13 protein-coding genes are annotated in these 14,581 nt (G+C 71.4%); 1 reads left to right on the top strand and 12 read right to left on the bottom strand.

Annotated elements, in window-relative coordinates; all coding sequences use genetic code 11:
* Positions 1-313: 313 nt before the first annotated feature.
* Both ACIQOU_RS17105 and ACIQOU_RS17100 read right to left on the bottom strand, forming a co-directional pair.
* Complete coding sequence (locus ACIQOU_RS17105) at positions 314-1,252, bottom strand: hypothetical protein (RefSeq protein ID WP_401537526.1); 939 nt, start codon at positions 1,250-1,252, stop codon at positions 314-316.
* A gap of 17 nt (positions 1,253-1,269) precedes the next feature.
* Entirely contained in the window at positions 1,270-1,632 is a 363-nt protein-coding gene (locus tag ACIQOU_RS17100) for a hypothetical protein (RefSeq protein ID WP_401537525.1), read from the bottom strand.
* A gap of 199 nt (positions 1,633-1,831) precedes the next feature.
* Between ACIQOU_RS17100 and ACIQOU_RS17095 the strand changes: the two genes are divergently transcribed.
* On the top strand, positions 1,832-2,425 hold the full coding sequence (locus ACIQOU_RS17095; RefSeq protein ID WP_401537524.1) for a TetR/AcrR family transcriptional regulator: 594 nt from the start codon (positions 1,832-1,834) through the stop codon (positions 2,423-2,425).
* Positions 2,426-2,450: 25 nt separating this feature from the next.
* On the opposite strand, the gene ACIQOU_RS17090 is transcribed toward ACIQOU_RS17095, so the two are convergent.
* The 10 genes from ACIQOU_RS17090 to fxlA all read right to left on the bottom strand — a co-directional run bounded on the left by ACIQOU_RS17090 (position 2,451) and on the right by fxlA (position 14,471).
* Positions 2,451-3,899, bottom strand: coding sequence for an alkaline phosphatase family protein (locus ACIQOU_RS17090; protein ID WP_401537523.1), 1,449 nt, complete (start codon positions 3,897-3,899; stop codon positions 2,451-2,453).
* Complete coding sequence (gene eboE, locus ACIQOU_RS17085) at positions 3,896-5,095, bottom strand: metabolite traffic protein EboE (protein WP_401537522.1); 1,200 nt, start codon at positions 5,093-5,095, stop codon at positions 3,896-3,898. Before eboE ends, ACIQOU_RS17090 begins: the two co-directional genes overlap by 4 nt.
* A 6-nt stretch (positions 5,096-5,101) precedes the next feature.
* The gene (locus ACIQOU_RS17080) at positions 5,102-5,956 is read right to left on the bottom strand and encodes a TatD family hydrolase (protein WP_401537521.1); all 855 of its coding nucleotides are present in this window, start codon (positions 5,954-5,956) and stop codon (positions 5,102-5,104) included.
* A complete protein-coding gene (locus ACIQOU_RS17075) occupies positions 5,926-6,687 on the bottom strand; it encodes an EboA domain-containing protein (RefSeq protein ID WP_401537520.1) in 762 nt (253 codons plus the stop codon). Before ACIQOU_RS17075 ends, ACIQOU_RS17080 begins: the two co-directional genes overlap by 31 nt.
* Before the next feature lie 198 nt (positions 6,688-6,885).
* The gene (locus ACIQOU_RS17070; protein WP_401537519.1) at positions 6,886-7,773 is read right to left on the bottom strand and encodes a sugar phosphate isomerase/epimerase family protein; all 888 of its coding nucleotides are present in this window, start codon (positions 7,771-7,773) and stop codon (positions 6,886-6,888) included.
* Positions 7,770-8,651 carry an SCO3242 family prenyltransferase gene (locus tag ACIQOU_RS17065; RefSeq protein WP_401537518.1) on the bottom strand — a complete coding sequence of 294 codons (882 nt, stop codon included), beginning with the start codon at positions 8,649-8,651 and terminating at the stop codon, positions 7,770-7,772. Before ACIQOU_RS17065 ends, ACIQOU_RS17070 begins: the two co-directional genes overlap by 4 nt.
* Before the next feature lie 201 nt (positions 8,652-8,852).
* Positions 8,853-10,052, bottom strand: a complete 1,200-nt coding sequence (fxlM, locus tag ACIQOU_RS17060; protein ID WP_401537517.1) for a methyltransferase, FxLD system — start codon at positions 10,050-10,052, stop codon at positions 8,853-8,855.
* A 13-nt stretch (positions 10,053-10,065) separates the two neighbouring features.
* On the bottom strand, positions 10,066-11,217 hold the full coding sequence (locus ACIQOU_RS17055; RefSeq protein WP_401537516.1) for a lanthionine synthetase C family protein: 1,152 nt from the start codon (positions 11,215-11,217) through the stop codon (positions 10,066-10,068).
* Between the two features lie 14 nt (positions 11,218-11,231).
* Positions 11,232-14,237 (bottom strand): lantibiotic dehydratase, encoded by a 3,006-nt coding sequence (locus tag ACIQOU_RS17050; protein WP_401537515.1) that lies wholly within the window; start codon positions 14,235-14,237, stop codon positions 11,232-11,234.
* A 78-nt stretch (positions 14,238-14,315) separates the two neighbouring features.
* Positions 14,316-14,471 carry an FxLD family lanthipeptide gene (fxlA, locus tag ACIQOU_RS17045; protein WP_401537514.1) on the bottom strand — a complete coding sequence of 52 codons (156 nt, stop codon included), beginning with the start codon at positions 14,469-14,471 and terminating at the stop codon, positions 14,316-14,318.
* Positions 14,472-14,581 lie beyond the last annotated feature (110 nt).

Raw genomic sequence — 14,581 nt, 5'->3', positions numbered from 1 at the left:
GCAGCCGGACAACGAGCGAGCGTGGCACCCACCCCTCAAGGGGCGCGGGGAACTGCGCGACCAGCCACGACGGCGCCGCAGCCGAACGACAACCGCCCCCGGCACCCACCCCTCAAGGGGCGCGGGGAACTGCGCGACCGGCCACGACGGCGCCGCAGCCGAACCACAACCGCCCCCGGCACCCACCCCTCAAGGGGCGCGGGGAACTGCGCGACCAGCCACGACGGCGCCGCAGTCGAAGGACGGCCGGGTGCCGCACCCACCCGTAAGGGGCGCGGGGAACTGCGCGACCAGCCCTCGCGGTCAGCGGGATCTACCGGTTCCCGGGGTAGTTCGCCGGCCCGGCGACCTCGCAGGCGCGATACGCCGCCGCCGTAAGCCACGCCACCCCACCCGCGTCCTGACGAAGGTCGATGTACACGGCCAACGTGGACACCAGATACCGGTACTTGGACCCGGTGTACCCGTTCTGCGTCGCCCGGGACAACGCCTCCCCCTGCTGACACACCCCCGCCCCCGTCCCCACGGTGGGACACCGATACCGCCACCCCCCGGTGTTGTCGTGCTCAAGCCTGCCGTGGGCGGCAACCGCGGTGTCCCGGTCGGCCAGCGCCAGCACCTCCACGGAGACGAGAACCCGGTCGTCGGCGTCGACGTACGTCCCGGTGACGACCTTGTCGCTGGAGCACCCCGCACGGGCGAGAACGGCCGTGGCCTGCACGTTCGTGGTGAAGGTGCCGCACGTCCCCACGCCCCCGCCGTTGCGGGCGTACCGCACCCCCTTGGCGTCGGTGAAGGAGTCAGGCAGCAGCGCGGCGACGGAGACCGGCGTACGGTCGGTCGCCGCGTCGTCGAGCGTCCCGGCGTCGAAGGACGGGCTGGGCGAGGGCGTGGGCGAGGGCGCCGGAGTGGGGGTCGGCAAGGGCATGGGACTGGACGTCTCCGCATCCGCATCCGCATCCGCGTCCGCGTCCCCCGTGTTCGACGACATCGGCGTCCGCGAGGCCAACTGCCCCCACCCGGAGCCCCGTTCGGAACCGTCGGCGGAGGACGTCGCCTTCGTCGACGCCGTCTTCTCCGTGCCCCCGTCCCAGTTCTGGTAGGTGAACGTCAGCGCCACCCCCACCACCGCGACCACCGCCAACGCCCCGGCCCTGATCACGAACGTGTTGTGCTGCGTGTTGTGGTGGCCGACCTGCACGCCCTGGGCGCCCTGGGCGTTGACGTTCGCACGGCGGTTGTTCGCGGGCATGACTCCCGACCAGGTCGCTAGAACGTGTTGTGCTGCGTGTTGTGGTCGCCGACCTGCACGCCCTGGGCGCCGCTGGCGTCCACGGCGATGCCGCCCGCCCGGCGCATCTGGTCGAGCAGGAGGCCCGCCATGGCGACCGCGGCCCGGTCCCGCTCGATCCCGGAGCCCGCCAGCGCGCCGGCCAGCCGCCGCCGCCACACCTCCGGGTCCGGATCGGACGCCTCCAGCACATCGACGTCCGCCCCGCTCCGGTCCAGCCGCCTGCGCACCGCCGCGCGCAACGTGAGGTACAGATCGTGCACGGTGGACCGCGCGCTGTCCGTGAGCCCGGCCGACGCTCCCGCCACCAGTGCGGCCGCCACCATTTCCACCTCGGACATCAGCCAACCCCCTTGACCCTGAACGTCGTTCGGCATGCAAAGAAGCGTGCCGCCGAGGCGCTCCCCCGTGGCGCTCGGCGGCACCCGCTCAGTGTGCGCCCGCAACGCCACCGTTCGGAAGAGCTTTCTAGAAATCTCCTCTAGAAAATTTATCTAGAACGGAGTTCTGGAAGCTGGCGATCTGGAATAGGATTCCGGCATGAGCCCCAAGCAGCAGCGCGGCGAGATCACCGTCGATCGCCTCCTGGACGCCGCGTTGCAGGTGTATGTGACCGAGGGTGAACGAGGGTTCACCGTCAAGGCGGTGCGGGAGCGCAGCGGGGTGAGCCTCGGCAGCCTCTACCACCACTTCGGCACCATGGACGGCCTCTTCGCCGCGCTGGCCGAACGGTGGCTGGGCCGCCTCCTCGTCGAGATGGTCACCGCGCTCCAGGAGCAGGAGGGTGCCCGGGAGGGTGTCCGGGCGATCGTGGAGTCGTATCTGAACTTCCTCCGCGAGCACCCGGACGCGGCCCTCTTCCTGCACTCGTCCGACGCCGACCGACGCGGCATGCAGGCGGGCAGGGAACTGCGCGACGTCCAGGAGGCCCGGCTCTCCCCCTTCACCCAGTGGGCGCAGACGCACATCGCGTCGGGCGAACTGGCCCCGCTCCCGGTGCCGTTGCTGGAGGGGCTGCTCCTGGGCCCGCTCGTCGGCACGGCCCGCCGCTACCTCGCGGGCTACGGCGACATCGACCTCGACGAGGCGGTCGAGGTACTCCCGGAACGGATCTGGCGATCGGTCGCCGCGTAACCCGCGCAGGTTCGGCAGGCGAAGGTCAGGACGTGGGCAGATCCGCCAAGCCGAGAAGCAGCCCCTTGACCTCGGTAGCGTCAATCTCGTCGCGCCCGCGCCCCCGCCCGCGCCCCCGCCCGCGCTCCCGTCCAGACTCCCGTTCAGGCTCCCGCCCCCGCTCCCACCCGGGCTCCGGGCGGGAGCAGAGCAGGACGGGGCTGTCCTGCGGGTCGTCGGGGAGTCGGCCGTGGCTGCCGCGTATGCCGGACGGGTCGAGCGGCACGGTCCGGATGCGGTAGCGCAGACCGGCCTTCTTGCGGGCGACCTGGGCCAGGGCGCGCGCCTTCACGGCGGGCACGGCGGGGTCGTAGAGGAGTTCGGCGGGGTCGTAGCCGGGCTTGCGGTGGATCTCGACCTGGCGGGCGAAGTCCGGTGCCCGGTCGTCGTCGAGCCAGTAGTAGTACGTGAACCACGCGTCGGACTCCGCGACGGCGACGAGTTCACCCGCGCGTTCGTGCGCGAGCCCGTGCCGCGCCTTGCCCTGCGCGTCGAGCACCTCGGCCACCCCGTCGAGACCGGCGACGAGGTCGCTGACCTGCGTGAGGTCGGCGGGGTCGCGGACGTAGACGTGGGCGGTCTGGTGGTCGGCGACCGCGAAGGCGCGGGACGTCCACGGGTCGAGGTACTCCATGCCGTCCTGCGTGTACACGTCGAGGAGACCGGCGCGGCGCAGGGCGCGGTTGATGTCGACGGGGCGGGAGGCGGGCGCGATGCCGTATTCGCTGAGGACGACGACGGTGGCGTCCTCGTTCCTGAAGTGGTCGAGGAGGGGGCGCAGCGCGTCGTCGAGGCGGCGGGCCTCGCGGGCGGTCTGCGGGGAGTCGGGTCCGGTGCGCTGGGGTTCGTAGTCGAGGTGGGGGACGTAGACGAGGGTCAGGTCGGGCTGGTGCTCGTCGAAGATCTGGCGGGCGGCGCCCAGAATCCACTGGCTGGAGGGCATGCCCGCGTTGGGTCCCCAGTAGGTGAACAGGGGGAACGGGCCCAGCCGGTCGGTGAGTCGGTCGTGCAGTTCGGGCGGCCGGGTGTAGCAGTCGGGTTCCTTGCGGCCGTCGGAGTAGTAGACGGGGCGCGGGGTGACGGTGAAGTCGACGTCGGCGCCCATCGCGTACCACCAACAGACGTTGGCGACGGTGTAGTTGGGGGAGGTGCGGCGGGCGGTGTCCCAGATCTTCTCGCCGCCGACGAGGGCGTTGTGCTGGCGCCAGAGGAAGACCTCGCCGAGGTCGCGGAAGTACCAGCCGTTGCCGACGATGCCGTGGTCGGTGGGCGTCACGCCGGTGAGGAGGGTGGACTGCATCGAGCAGGTCACGGCGGGGAGGACGGGGTTGAGGCGGGCCTGGAAGCCCTGGTCGGCGAGGGCGGACACGGCCGGCATGTGGCGCAGCAGGCGGGGGGTGAGGCCGACGATGTCGAGGACGACGAGGCGCGTCATGGGGCGGTCTCCTTGCGCGGGGTGCGGTGGGCGGTGTGCTGCGTCAGGCCGAGGGCGGTGAACTGGTCGCGGGTCCAGGCGAGTTCGGCGGCGAGTCCGTCGACGAGGCCCTCCCGGTCGGTGGGGCGTTGCCGTGCGGGCAGCACGGACCAGGTGTAGGTCTCGACCTCGACGTGATCGCAGACGGCGTCCGGTCCACCCAGCAACTCCCTTAGTGCCGAGGCGAGTTCACCGGTGGTCGTGCGCAACGGCGGTTCGGGTGCGGCGTGCAGGGGGGCGTGGAAGTGGACGCGCCAGGCGGAGGTGTCGTCGAGGCGTCCGGCGAGGGCGTCGGGGAGGTCGTCGACGCCGGTGACGACGCCGTGCGGGGCGCTGCGGGTCTGGTGCAGGAAGCGGGGTTCGGCGAACCGGGTGAGGGCGCGGCGGGCGGCCGGATCGGCGGGGTCGTCGGCCTGGAGGGCGCTGGAGGCCTGCACTTTGACGACCGGGAGTCCGGCGTCGGCGAGGCGGCGCAGGGCGTCGGCGGGTTCCTCGAACTGTACGGCGAGGTGGCAGGTGTCCAGGCAGATCCCGAGCCGTTCGGGGTCGAGTCCGCCGAGTTGCTGGGCGGCCTGCACGGTGTTCTCGACGACGCATCCGGGTTCGGGTTCAAATCCGACCCGCACGGCACGTCCCGTCTTCCGCTCCAACTCGGCTAGTTCTGCGGTGAGTTGGTCGAGGGCGTGGCGTGCGGTGTCGTGGGCGGGCGTCGGCCAGGGGGTGCGCCAGGCCAGCGGCAGGGTGGAGACGCTGCCGCGCCGGGCGTCGTCGGGCAGCAGGGCGGCGAGTACGCGGGCGCAGTCGACGGTGTAACGGAGCCGGGCGGGGTCGGTCCAGTCGGGCAGGTAGACGTCCCGCTTGACGACCTCGCGGTGGAATCCGCCGTAGGGGAAGGCGTTGAGGGTGACGGTCTCCAGGCCGCGTGCGGTGAGTTCGCGGCGCAGGTGGCCGATGGCGTCGGGGCGGTCGGTGAGTGCGGTGACGACGTCCCGGGCCAGCCAGAGGCCGATGCCGAGCCGGTCGACGCCGAGCCGTTGCCTCACCGGTTCGGCGTAGGAGGCGAGTTGGCCGATCACGCCGTCGAGGTCCTCGGCCTGGTGGACGTTGCTGCAATAGGCGAGGTGAACGGTGGTGCCGTCAGGGTGTAAGAAGCGCACCGGGTCTCACTCCCCGCCGCGCTGGACGGAGTTGCCCTGGAAGAGGGCGGTGGCGTCGGGCGCGACGGTGTCGAGGTCGAGGCGTCCGCTCTGGCCGTAGAAGGTGACGGGGTTGCGCCACATGACCTCGTCGACGGTGTCGTCGTCGAAGCCGGCCGCGAGCATGGCGTCGGCGGTCTTGCGGGTCTTGAGTGGGTCGCTGCGGCCCCAGTCGGCTGCGGAGTTGACGAGTTTCCGTGCGGTGCCGTGCTCTTGGAGTATCCGCACCATGCGGTCCTCGCTCATCTTGGTGTCGGGGTAGACGGAGAAACCCATCCAGCAGCCGCTGTCGGCGACCATCGCGACGGTGAGTTCGTTGAGGTGGTCGATGAGGACGTGTTCGGGCGGGATGCCGGACTCGCGGACCACGTCGAGGGTGCGGCGGGTGCCGACGGCCTTGTCCCGGTGCGGGGTGTGGACGAGGACGGGTAGGCCGTTTTCCAGGGCGAGTTGGAGTTGCCGGGCGAGGGCGTCGTCCTCTTCGGGCGTCATCGAGTCGTAGCCGATCTCGCCGACGGCGACCACGCCGTCTTTGGCGAGGTAGCGCGGCAGCAGGTCCAACACGCCTGTGCAGCGGGGGTCGTTGGCCTCTTTCGGGTTGAGGGCGATGGTGCAGCGGTGCTGGATGCCGAACTGCGCGGCGCGGAACGGTTCCCAGCCGAGCAGCGCGTCGAAGTAGTCGACGAAGCTCTCGACCGAGGTGCGCGGCTGGCCGAGCCAGAACGACGGTTCGACGACCGCGCGTACTCCGGCCGCGTACATCGCCTCGTAGTCGTCGGTGGTGCGGGAGGTCATGTGGATGTGGGGGTCGAAGATGCGCATCGTGCGGCTCCTGTGGGTGTGGTGGCGTGGAAGGCGGTGAGGGCGAGGACGGCGGCGGCGCGGCGTTCGGGTACGGGTGAGTGGGCTTCGGCGGCCAGTCCGGAGGCGTCTGCCGCGGCCCCGTGGGTGCGGAGCACGGGCCAGATGTCGGCGGGTACGGTGCGTCCGGCGGCGACGCGCTCATGGGCGAAGTCCCCGAGCATGCGGGCGAGTTCGCGATCGGCGCGGGTGTCGAGTCCGGTGATGCGGTCGAGTGGGATGCTGTGGAAGACGCACTTCAGAACGGCGTGCCGGTAGCCGTCGGCGTCCAGGTGCCGGGCGGCGTAGGGGCCGAGGGCCGCCTCGATGAGCCGTGTGTCGTTGCCGCGCAGCGCTTCCCGTACGAGGGTCAGTCCCAGGGCGCCGTAGGCCGGGTCCGTGTCCTCGATCGACGCCAACGACCCGAGTACCGCGCGTTGTTCGGCGGCGTCGCCGTACCGGTACAGGGCGGCGACCTCCTCGGCGAGGGGTGTCCCGCGCAGCGGCAGGGCGCCGAGCAGCCGGGCCCGGGCGGCGTCGGCCACCGTCCATCCGGCGAGCAGCGGTGCCCGTCCGCAGCGGCGTCCGACGGCCGGGAAGACGGCACGCACCGCCTGCGGGTGCTGGGCGATCCGGGTGAGGGCGTCGTCGAGCCACTGTCGGGCGGCGTCGTCGAGATGTCGGTCGAGGGCGGCAAGGACCTGGGTATCCACCGCGCATACCTCCTCTTTTCGGGCAGCCGTGGGACACAACTGCCTTACGGTGATGGTGAGTTGAAAACGCCCCGAGGGGAACGAGGGGGACGCCCCGGAATCGGGACGCACCGGTGCCGGAACGCGCCGGCGGCACAACGCCCCGGCGTCAGAGAGCGTTTCAGCGCCACAACACCCCGGAGCCGGAGCGGCTCGCCGTCAGGATGGTTCGGCGGCCTTGAGGAACTCCAGCGAACGGCGGGCGACTTGGGGTGCGTCGAGGGCGGCGCCCTGGATCTCCACCGAGACCGGCCCCTGGTATCCGGCGGCCTTCAGGGCGGCCAGCACGGGCGGGAAGTCGATCTCCCCGGCGCCGAGTTCGAGGTGCTCGTGCACTCCGCGCCGCATGTCCTCGATCTGGACGTTCACCAGGTGGGGCGCCGCCAGTTCGACGCAGCGCGGCAGGGGCAGGGGGTCGACGCAGTGGGCGTGCCCGATGTCGAGGGTGATGCCGAAGAGGTCGGGGTCGCCGAGCCGTCGCCGCAGCTCGACCACCTTCTCCACGGTGTCGATGAACTGGTGCGGCTCGGGTTCGAAGCCGAGGGCCACCCCGTGCCGCGCGGCGACCTCCAGCACCTCTTCGCAGCCTCCGGCCAGCCGCTTCCAGGCCTCTTCCGCGGGCACGTCACGCGGCGCGGGGCCGCTGCACAGGTGGACGGCCGGGGCGCCGAGGTCGGCGGCGATCCGCACGGCGCGGCCGAGCAGGTCGACGCGGCGTTCGGCGCCGGGCAGCGTCATCAGGGTGGGGTGGTGCTGCTGCCAGGGGTCCAGCAGATAGGGCGCCCCCGTCTCCACGGTCACGGTGAGCCCCAGCCGGTCCAACCGCCGTGCGAGGCGGGCGACTTGCCAGGTCAGGTCGGCGGCGTACGGGTCGAGGTGGCGGTGGTCGAGGGTGATCCCGACGGCGTCGTATCCGAGGTCGGCGAGGACGGTCAGGATGTCGTCGAGCCGGTGGCAGCCGAACCCGTTGGTCCCGAACCCGAATCGCAGCCGCTCCAACTCGGGCCCGGGAAACGGCCGTTGGGCGAGCGTGGGTCTGGAGGTCATGTCGGTGACACCTTCCGGGCGAGCCTGCGCGCCAGCGGATGCGCCACGGCGAGGACCGAGGCGAGCCGCACGGCCCCGCCGCCCGCGGTGAGCGCCGCCTGCAAGGGCATCAGCGCCATGATGCCGGTGCCGACGGCGTTCTGGACGTTCGCGGCGGAGGGCTCCCGCACCGCACGTGCCTGCGCGGTGCCGTACGAGGCGAGGTAGCCGAGCGCGCCGACGGCGGCGCCGACGCGGGCGGCGGAACTGCGGCGCCGCACACCCGGAAGTACCGCTGTGGCAACGGCGGTTGCGGTGCTCCCGGCCAGGGTCGCGACCGGCAGCGCGGGCGGGGCGCCGGTCACCTCGTGGCGGCTGAGCGCGGTGAGGGTGTAGGTGTGCGCGCCGACCAGCAGGGCCGCCGGGAGCGCGGCCGCCCGCTGTCCGGGTGCCGCTCCGGCGAGGACGTTCAGGGTGCGGGCGCCGGCCATCGCGGCGGGCCCGGCGGGGGTCGACTTCAGGCGCAGGTCGTACGCCCAGACCAGGCCGGTCAGCGGCACGGCCACCCCGAGCGCCCGGCGGCCACCGGCCAGCGCGGCGAGCCCGAGCCCCGCCGCCGTGAGCCCACCGGCCACCGCGAGCGCGGTCCGGCGGCCAACTCGCCCTGACGGCACGGGTCGTTGGGGCCGTTCCACCGCGTCGACACTCGCGTCGGCGTAGTCGTTGAGCGCCATCCCGGCCCAGTACAGGGCGACGGACGACGCCATCGTCACGACGACCCGGGGATGCGGCCGCCCACCCCCGGCGACCGCACCGGCGAGCACGTCACCCGGCACGCTCAGGGCGGCGGGCATCCGGACGAGGGAGGCGAGATCGGCGAGCCGGGGGGACTGAGACATCCCATTTGGGCTGTGCATGACCAAACCCTATACGCGCCCCTTTGACGTTTAAACACCTGACTGCCTGTCAATTCGGTGAAGAGTCTGCATTCATAACTCTTGGACAGGTACTAGACGAAATCAGGCCAATGTCCAAAACAGCACCTCTGGAACGCCGTTGCGGAAGAAGGCGGGCCGGTATGAGCCTGCCCCAACGCCGTTCTACGCGAACGAGAGGACGATGCGAGAGTCGCCCTTGTCGATGACGTGACCTGCGGGAAGTGCATGGTCCGGCGTGCCCGCCGGGTGGAGGGCGAGACGAGGTACGGCGGTGCGGTCGGCTCCCCACGCGGTGATGTGCGCGATGAGGCGTTCGGCCAGACCGACACCCTCGGGCCCGAGGTGGGCGGCGCCCAAAAGCGAACGCCGTTCGGTGTCCCCGTCGTCGCGCTTGGCGATCAGGTAGGCCAAGGAGCTTTTGGAGACCAGTGCGGGGCTTCGGCCGATGATCGCAGGGCGGCGCAGTCCGTTGTCCACGGCGGCTGGAGTGGCTTCGAGTCGGCAGACGGTGTCCTCGAAGGCGGTCGCGCGGAGCCAGATCCCGTCGAAGGATTCCTCGCCGCCGACCCGGACGTCCGACCATGCCTCTGTCGCCGCCTGGGTGAGGGCGTCGTTCAGCCGGGCGGCGTTCACGTCCTGGTCCTGGTCGTGGTGGATGCGAACGGTGCCGTCGGCCGACTCGGTGGTGTGTTCGCCGTCCTGGCCGACGATGGGGACGAAGCCGCACAGCTCCATGGTGTGACTGACCAGTGCTTCGCCCTGGCGGGTGAGGGCTACGGAGCGGGTCTGGCCGCGCCAGCGCAGCGGGAGGACGAACCGTCCGCCGTCGACGAGTTGGTCGCGCAGCGTCAGGGGGATGTCCCAGAAGCCCACGGTGCCGATCATGCGGGTGTAGGGGCCGTACTCGGGCGCGCCCTTCAGCCCGTCGCGTTCCATGACCCGGACGTGCTCGTATCCGGCCCGGTCGAGCGCGGTGCGGGCGTGCAGGGCGACGTCGGGTTCGATGTCGATGGTGGTGACCTGGCCGTCGTCGCCGACGATCTGGGCCAGGAGCGCGGCGTTGTAGCCGGTGCCGGCGCCGATCTCCAGGACGTGGTCGCCGGGCTGTGCGTCGAGCTGGGTGAGCATCATGGCCACGATGGACGGCATGGAGGCGCAGGACAGGGCGAGCGGCCCGTCGGGGTTGTCCTTGATGGTGACGGCCTGGTCGTGGTAGGCCACGGCCGGATCGAGCCCGGGCAGGTGGATCTCCCGGCGCACGGTGCGCAAGGCCTCTTCCACACGCGGTGGGAGCGGCCTGTCGACCAGAAGCTGGTCGACGAGACTGTTGCGGAGGGCATCGACGGTCGGGGTGTCATTCACGTGGGAATGCCTATCAGTCGAGGAGGAGGCACGTCTGCCAGGTCGGTGCAGCGCGCCGGTTCGGGTCGAGGGTGAGCAAGGTGAGCAGTACGCCGTCCGAGCCTGTGAGAAGTCCGTCCGTGCCGGGTACCGGCTGCTGGTCGAGATGAGCGGCCAACCGCGCGCGCAGCAGGGGTACTTGTGCGGGAAGCGGACTGCCGGGGGCGGCGTCGGCCGCGGCGGCTGCGGCGACGAGGACGAGTCCTGCCCAGCCGTGGCAGACCGTGGCGTCGCGGAGCAGGCCGAGTTGCGGCGGGTCGGTGAGGCAGGCGGTCAGCGCGTCTTCCGCGCGTCGCCGCGCGAGGGCATGGCCGCAGACGAGAGCGGCCAGTTGAAGAGCACGAGCGATGCCGGGGGTGCCGTAGCACCAGGACGGCCGGCCCGGAGTCCTGAAGGAGGGCGGTCCGGTGTACCACTCCTCCACGGTGATGGCCTCGGGCCAGGCCGTTCCACCCGACAGGACACGGCAGGACCACTGTTCCAGCAGTCGGCACGCGTACGACAGCGCCTCGAACTGTCCGGGTACCACGAGGCCTGCGCGGGCGGACAGCGCGAGGAGGGCGACAGGACCCGCTACGCCGTGCGCGAGCCCGAAGTTGCCATGCCCGTGCGGGAGTTCCTCGACGGGCCGGCCGCTCGGACTGTCCGAGGTCCACCAGCCCGGTACTTGCCGGTCGTCGATCGTGACGGGCTCAAGCAACAGCCGGACCTCGTAGCGCAGCACGTCCCGCAGAAGCTCCGGCCTGCTCCTGCGGTGCAGGAGACAGGCGCCGAGCCCGGTGAGCCCACTGATCAGGTCGTACTCCCGCGTCCTCGGCAACTGGCCGGCGGCCAGCCGCGCCCCCGCCGCCGCGAGCCGGGCGCGCACCAGACCGGCGACCGCCTCGTCCAGCGTTTCGAGCGCCGGGCGGTAGGCCGGATGCCCGGCGGTGTGCAGCGCGTAGGCGAGGGCCGGTGCGCCGCGATACAGGCTCGCCTCGTCCAGGTGGACGGAGGCGGGCTCGGCGACGACGGCGCGGGCGGTGCGGTGCGCCGCCTCCCACACTCCGTCGGCGTGGGCCGCGACGGCCTGCCGAAGAAGTGTTCCGACTCCACCCGCGCCCAGCTCGTGGACGTGATCGTTCACTGGCTGGTCTCCGTTCACTGGCCGCTCTCCCGTATCCACGCGGTACGACACGCTTGTCGGGCGGCGTGACGGCAGACGGCTTCCGCATCACGGTCCGGTCCGATGAAGCGGTTGTGATGCATGTGGAGAAGCGACTCCAACACGGTCGTCACCTGCCGGTCGGCAAGGTGTTCGCGGTAGCGGCGCAGCGCATCACGCCGGGCGGCGTCGGCTGCGTCGAGGCGTGGCGTCCAGCCGGGCGGCCGTGCCCGAAGGCCGGTGGATGTCTGCTCCGCGAGCAGGTGGTTGACGTGGGAAAGGCCGCTGCCGGGGGCGGGCGTGGTGGCCATCCAACGGGTGCCGTCCGCGTCGCCGAGGAAGTCGAGAACGATGTCGATCATGCCGAGAGCGCACAGCGCACGTCGATCCGCGTGCGGGAGGTCGGTCAGGGCGTGACGGACGATCCTGCTGTCGGCCGTGAAGACCTCCTCGGCAGCCTTCATGGCGGCGCCGATGCCGTACCGGCCGGTTTCGGGGCGGTACCCGTCGAAGGCGTGCCGGGAGATCAGTGCGTCGTCCTGGAGCTGCCGAGCCCAGGACGCGAGTGTCCGGGTGAGGGTGGCGTGCGTGTCCGGATCGGTCGCGGCGACGCGCAGACGCAGGTGGTTGTCCTCCAACAGCGAGTGATAGCGGACGAACCAGGTGGGGTGCTGTTCCAGCGGGTCGGGAAGCGTGCGGGCGAGGATCTGGTCCATGACGGCCGGGGCGGTGAACAGCTTGACCTGTACCCACGGCTGATCCGCGTCGGGACCGACAGGGGTGCGGTGGGTGACCACAGGCGCGTCGGCGGTGTCCGGGTGGGGCAGCGGCGGCCGGGTGGACGTGAGGGACACGACGATCTCGTGGGCGTGCCCGATCCACCCCGACTCCTCGTCCAGGAAGGCCTCTTGGAGGTCGGCGCTGCCGTGGCGCCGAAGATGGTCGAACAGGATGCGTGCGTGCAGGGCCTCGCGCAGGTCGAGGCGCAGGGTCCGGTCGTCCTCCCTGAGTTCGAGGAACTCCGGGCAGCGCCAGGTGCGGGTCCAGCCGGTCAGGGCGTCGCGCCAAGCCGGTGTGAAGGGTCCGGCGGGAAGGTCGCCCGGTGTGATCTTCCATCGGGCGGGGGTGAGCAGGGCCTTGCCGTAGCGGACGCGGGGCAGGAACGGCATCCCGGCGCCGAGCGGGCCCCAGTCGAACGGGGTCCAGGCAGTGGCGAAGCCCCGGCCGAGCTGGGCCAGGAAGCGGGCGATGGGCGGTGCCTGTTTGTCCAGAGCGAGCGGGTGCAGGACGACCGGCTCGACGACGCGTCGTCGCGAAAGGCTCACCAGGTGCAGGTGCTTGCCGGTGGACAGCACCGCCAGGTCGTCCAGGGGGATGAGATGGGCGGCGGGCGGCCGGTGCTCGCCCAGCGGAATCACGTACGGCAGGAACGCCGGGATGCGCGCGACGTTCTCGGCATGCGGATAGTCCGGGGTGAACGACAGCTGCGCGGGAAGTGCCCCGTCCACCAGGGTCGGCAGCTTCCCGTACGTCTCTCCCAGGCCGCTGTCGGGCAGCATGGCCGCGAACCGGCCGGTGAGATTCCCGGTGCTCCAGGCCGGACGCACCGATACCGTGAAGTCACCTTGGTCAAGGGCCTGTTGGCTCCTGGCGTGGACCTTCACGCCCATCTCGACGTGCGGCGCGAGGGCCACATCGTCGTCGGCGCTCTGCGCGGTGGGGCTCAGTTCGTCGATATCGGCGTCGGTGAGGCAGATCTCGTGCACTCCGGTGACCGCGGCCTCCCAGGCCCGCCGCATCAACAGTTCGTCCCTCGGCAGCGCCCGGTCCTGCTGCTCGGGCCTCAGCGATGTGGGGAAGCCGGCGGGCAGTCCCACTCCGGCCGCGAGGTCCACGGCGTCGCGCACGGGAACGAGGCTGCCCGCACCGTACCGGTCCCAGAACACACTGTGGTAGGCGGCCCAGTTGGGCTTCGCGCCCTGGTGACGGGTGAGCCGGACCAGGACCTGGGCGGCGGCCTCGGCCTCGGCCAGAACAGGTTCGGGGATCTGCACAGTGGCGTCGAGACGAAGGTCCACGCCCAGCCGTACGCGCCCGGCGTCCTTGACCGTGGTCATCCGGCGCTCGGCCTCTTCGCGGATCTCCCGCGCCGCTGACCGGCCCCAGGCCGTGTTGTGGCGATCCAGCAGGTGATGAACGGCGGTGAGTTCGCGCAGTACTCCGATGGTCTCCGGCTTCAGGTGCGCTCTCGCGGGCTCCAGGGCGCGAAGGAGATGACCGAGGGGGTCCATGTCCGTGACCGGGGCGTGGAGTTGAGTGGTGAGCAGTCTCGCGTCAAGGGCCGCGGTGAGGAGGCTTGTCGCTTGTGCGACCGAGCCGCCCATCTCGTTGAGCCGTTCCACGATGTTCCGGCAGGGCACCGGGTCGGTGCTCATCTTCAGGACGACCGCCAGCGGCGGGGTGAGGCGGACGGTCGCCGTTCGGCCGCCGGGCATGGGGCGTTCGAGGGTGTTGCCCCGCCGCACCGTCAAGTTGTCGACTGCCACCGTCAGATGAGGCAGGACGTCCGGGCGGCCCTGGAGGTCGCGACGCACGTGGTCGAGCCAGAGGGCGTCCGGACGGGCCACCGGGCGATGCTCGACGCCGAAGCGGCCGAGAGCGGGCCCGGTGCGCGCGATGGTCACCCCGGCGAAAAGGCCGAACGGGGTCGGTCGGCCAGTAGCACGCAACAGGTACCGGGCTGTGGAGGTGACCGTCTTGCGGATTCTTCCCGGTGACAGGCCCGGATCGTCCATCGCCTGCTCCACGGCACGGACCAGGTGCGGCGCGGCGGCACGTACCGCGGTCGCGAAGTCCGCCTGGGACCACACCTCGGCCAGCCATCTGCGACACGCTTCCGGGTCGTCCGGTGCGGGCCAGTGGCTGTGCTGCCCGGTGCCGGGGGCGACGCCGGCGCGCAGGAGAAGCACATCACCACGCCGGAGAAGTCTGGCCCGCTTCATCGTTCCTCCTTGTCAGGTGTCCGGCCCGGTGGGCCGGATCGCTCCCCGGCGCACAGGATCAGGCCGATGGCCGCGCGGTCAGTCGCTGGTGCAGGAGGACGCGCACGAGGACTTGCAACCGTCGTTGGTGTCACAGTTGGCCGGTACCGGATGCGGAGCGTCCGTGATCGTCACATCGAGGTGCCAGTCCTCCTCCGAGAACGGGAACGACGCGGTGTCCGGCGTGCTGGCCAAGGCTGCGTCTTCAGCCGTCGGAACGGTCATCTCATTGTCTCCGACTACTTGGTTGGAACTGCTCGCACGGGCTGCGGGCAGCGCTGGCCGAGCCCGACACTCGTGCCTGG

The organism is Streptomyces sp. NPDC091279, assembly GCF_044757465.1.
Lineage (GTDB): Bacteria > Actinomycetota > Actinomycetes > Streptomycetales > Streptomycetaceae > Streptomyces.
Note: the sequence above shows the minus strand (reverse complement) of the source record. Positions and strands in the feature narration are given on the sequence as shown.